Source organism: Sporosarcina sp. P13 (genome assembly GCF_002743055.1).
Lineage (GTDB): Bacteria > Bacillota > Bacilli > Bacillales_A > Planococcaceae > Sporosarcina.
In genome coordinates, this window is sequence record NZ_PDYM01000067.1 from 1 (window position 1) to 4,079 (window position 4,079).

General features: G+C 37.3%; 4 protein-coding genes and 1 tRNA gene. 3 read left to right on the top strand and 2 right to left on the bottom strand.

Translation table 11 applies throughout. From position 1 onward, the window contains the following. The first annotated feature begins 157 nt into the window (after positions 1-157). Together CSV79_RS16250 and CSV79_RS16255 are read left to right on the top strand one after the other, a co-directional pair. Positions 158-649 (top strand): RNA polymerase sigma factor, encoded by a 492-nt coding sequence (locus CSV79_RS16250; RefSeq protein WP_099690090.1) that lies wholly within the window; start codon positions 158-160, stop codon positions 647-649. Next, positions 636-1,292: a zf-HC2 domain-containing protein gene (locus CSV79_RS16255; RefSeq protein ID WP_099690091.1), complete on the top strand. Its 657-nt coding sequence runs from the start codon at positions 636-638 to the stop codon at positions 1,290-1,292. Before CSV79_RS16250 ends, CSV79_RS16255 begins: the two co-directional genes overlap by 14 nt. A 655-nt stretch (positions 1,293-1,947) precedes the next feature. On the opposite strand, the gene CSV79_RS16260 is transcribed toward CSV79_RS16255, so the two are convergent. Both CSV79_RS16260 and CSV79_RS16265 read right to left on the bottom strand, forming a co-directional pair. After that, positions 1,948-2,907, bottom strand: coding sequence for a tyrosine-type recombinase/integrase (locus tag CSV79_RS16260; RefSeq protein WP_099690092.1), 960 nt, complete (start codon positions 2,905-2,907; stop codon positions 1,948-1,950). Between the two features lie 123 nt (positions 2,908-3,030). After that, positions 3,031-3,102: transfer RNA gene (locus CSV79_RS16265), tRNA-Arg, on the bottom strand. A 222-nt stretch (positions 3,103-3,324) separates the two neighbouring features. Between CSV79_RS16265 and clpP the strand changes: the two genes are divergently transcribed. Then, the gene (gene clpP, locus CSV79_RS16270) at positions 3,325-3,918 is read left to right on the top strand and encodes an ATP-dependent Clp endopeptidase proteolytic subunit ClpP (protein WP_099690093.1); all 594 of its coding nucleotides are present in this window, start codon (positions 3,325-3,327) and stop codon (positions 3,916-3,918) included. The last annotated feature ends 161 nt before the right edge of the window (positions 3,919-4,079 follow it).

Sequence of the window (4,079 nt, forward strand, 5' to 3'; positions counted from 1 at the left end):
CGCAATGCCTATGGCTATCGACGCTTCGATCACTTTAGAGCGAAGATCTTATTAACTATTAAGTATAAAGAAATTGGGGTTCATTTAGGGTGACGTGGATTATCGGTCACCCCAACATTTGACGTTGAACCGTTATTTAAGTGAAGGAGGGGAGAAAGTGAACTTTGAGGAAACTTATCAAGCGTATTTTCATGATGTTTACTTATATACAAAGTCTTTAGTAGCTGACAAGGATATAGCAGAAGAAATTACACAAGAGACATTTTTTAAGGCGCTGAAATCATTTCATCAATTTGATGGTAAAAAAGATGTAAGGGCATGGCTTTTCACAATCGCTAAAAATACATATTTTACACAATACAAAAAGCAGCAACGCGAGATAAATATTGAAGAAAATTCAGCGCAAAAGGATGTCCAACTTGTAGATTATTTAATGAATGAAGAGCGAGCGCTGATGATTCATCGATTTTTACACGCAATGAAAGAGCCATATAAAGAAGTTTTCTCCCTTCGAACATTTGGTGAGCTTTCTTTTGAGGCAATTGGGCATTTATTTGGAAAAAGTGATGGCTGGGCTAGAGTAACGTATTACCGTGCAAAAAAGAAAATAACAGCGTATATGGAGGCGAAACAAGATGAAGGATATTAAATGTACAGTCATTCAAGATTTGCTGCCACTTTATGTAGATGAGGTAGTAAGTGATGATACGAAATCGTTAGTTAATGAGCATTTACTTACATGTGAGAATTGTAAAAATGAATATGAGCAAATGAAAGGAACGCTTTATGTACCAATTGAAAATAAAGACACTTTGTTCAGTCAGCTTAAGAAACGATGGAATCGCAAAAAATGGCTTCTTATTTTTGGATCTGTTTTAACGACCACATTAATAGGGTTTGTACTATTTTCATTCATATTTCATTACGCAAAGCCAATTCCTTATACAGCAGAATTATTTGAGCTTGAAGAAACGGCAGATGGAACGCTTGTTTTAAATTATTTTGGAGAAAGTCATGCAGGAACGCATATGACACACCCTTTAGAAGTTGAAATAGATGGGGAAGTAAAAAAGATCAGCTTAATTTATTATGTTAAAACAATCGCCCATTCGCCTACTAGTAACTTTTTACGAGAGGATAAAAGAATTGGACCTGATCTATTAGAGTTAGTAGATAGTGAGGCTGTTGATGCAGTTTACTATGGGGAATTTGATCTTGATAAAGTAACCAAAGAGAAAGAGCAAACATGGGAAGAACTTTTACAACAAATGACGTTGATTTGGGAGAGGTAAATAGGAAGTAAATAAAACCGTATTTAAGCATGTTATGGAGAACCGTATCGTAAGTGGAATTTTGTTTATAAAGGCAAAAAAAAGATTGTGAAGTATTGTACTTAAAGTAACGGGTAGCTTTAGTTGAATAAGAATACCACCAAAAAGGACCGTAAATGGTCCTTTTCTTAATGAATTATCACAAGATCGTTTTATCGAGCCAAAAATTAAAAGAGATAGGTATCCCCTATCTCTCCAGATTCTCATATAAGAATGATTCTACATGTTCATTAATGAATCCGAATTAATTGCTTGTGCATAACAAGATATTCAGAGAATATGCACCACGCCGCCTTGCAGACGTTTCTGGGCGGCGTGGTGTCTTGGATTAGTAACTCATTATCTCTAATGCTAGGGTGGGTTTTTGGCTAACTCGAATACACTAAAATTACACATATATTCCTTAAAATAACCTACCTCACCTTCTTTAAATTCACTTCAATCAACTCTATAATGAAACACTGCAATTGGGGCAGCCCTGTGGCTACTACCCTAAATTAAAGTTACACTGCTCAATAAACACTGATAGTGACTTCGATATAAAATTGACTTTCTGTTTATTTAACAACCAAAGTCATTACTCATCAGTCCGAAAACTCATATTAATACGAAGAGTTTATTCAAATCCCTTTTCAATTGCATGTTCAAGATCTTTTCCGTATATTTGAACATATCGCTGTAGCATCTCAAGGTCACTATGCCCTGTAAGCCTTTGCAATACAAACAAGTTTACACCTGCTTCAACTTTCAACCGACAAAACGTCCTTCTGAAAGCGTGTGGACTCACTGTAACCTCGTCCTCAACCTTTGATACTACTCCATAGTGTTTTAACCGTTCTTGAACCGTACGGAGGTTTATAGGGGCGTTCCCAACGCTTATAAACAATGTATCAGTCTCTAGCACACCACGTTCTTCAACATACGCTTTCATAACTGCCTTTAAGCGCTTAGTCATTGGGACACGTCTTGCATAACGGTTCTTTGCTTGTTGAATGATGACTTCTCCTTTGCCATCAAATGCAATGTCTTGAACATTGAGTGAACAAAGCTCTTTAAGGCGTAGTCCAACATGTGCAAAGGTCAACATAATTGCAAGATCACGGAGACCAACAAATTGAGTTATTTCTGGAGTACTTAACAATCTTTCTAATTGTCTCTTTGTAAAGGTTGCTCCAACTTTGTGACGTACCTTAAGCTGTGATACCCCATCAAAAGGATTTTCATCAATATAACTTTTCTTCATACAGAAATTCATAAAGGTTCTACCTGCCCTCATTCTTGCATTGATTGAGGAGATCGCCCTTTTATGTTCCAACATGTATTCGATCCAATTCTCAATATCATTTGCTTTGATAGTTCTCACATCATCCATTAAGACCGCCATATCAGCAAATGCTCTAGATAGTCCTTTAAGTTCTTTATTATAAAATTTTACTGTGTCTGGTGAAAGCCCTTTAATTTTACAATGCTTAAAAAATTCTTCTGAAGCTTTCTGGAAGTCTTGAGACGTTATTTCCTGCCGTTGAACAAGTTTTTCCAATACGTTTGCACTAACTGATTTTCTTCTCGACATCATTTATGCCCTCCATTGCGTGTTATTCGTTGCGTGGTACTAACGAATGAAAAGCACCCAAACAAAAAAGTCCCTATGCCCGTAGAAAAAACTCTACAAACATAGGAACTCATTGATTTGACCATATGCCCTCGGCGGGAGTCGAACCCACATTTCAAGCTTCGGAGGCTTGCGTGCTATCCATTGCACCACGAGGACGAGTATATTTTTCATTGGAATAGGTAATTCTGTAACTAGCGAAATAAAAAACTGTCTTAGAGACATCTTCCATTATATCGCGGAATAGAATAAAAAGCAATATGTTATTTTAAGGCGAAACATTTGACCTTTGTTGACCAACTTATGTAAAATACAATTATAGTTGAAATACAAATTGATTTCAACCGAACGAATAGATTGTATTTAAAGGAGGAACTATCATTGAATCTAATTCCTACAGTTATTGAACAGACAAACCGCGGTGAACGGGCGTACGACATCTACTCTCGCCTGTTGAAAGACCGGATTATCATGCTAGGTAGCGGCATTGATGACAATGTTGCCAACTCCATCGTGGCACAGCTTTTATTCTTGGAGGCAGAAGATCCAGATAAGGATATCTCCATTTATATTAACAGCCCAGGTGGGAGCATTACAGCTGGAATGGCGATCTACGATACCATGCAGTTCATCAAACCAGATATCCAAACAATCTGTGTGGGTATGGCAGCATCTATGGGAGCGTTCTTGTTAACAGCAGGTACAGAAGGTAAGCGTTATGCATTGCCTAACGCTGAAGTCATGATTCACCAACCACTTGGTGGCGCACAAGGTCAGGCAACTGAAATTGAGATTGCTGCAAAGCGTATCTTACACCTTCGTGAAAAACTAAACCAGATCCTAGCAGATCGCACAGGTCAACCTATCGAAGTCATCGCACGCGATACAGATCGTGATAACTTCATGACAGCTGAACGTGCAAAAGAATATGGTTTAATCGACCATGTTATGACAAGTAGCAACGCAAAAAAGTAAGAATAATAAAAACCGATTCTTCCAAAAATAAACTGTACCCTATAAGATGGACACTTTGAAAAAGTCCGTCTTATAGGGTATTTTTGTTTATACATAAAAATGATGTCGGGGGTCGGATCAAATGACTAAACTATTATTCACTAAAAAAGAACAAGATCAAC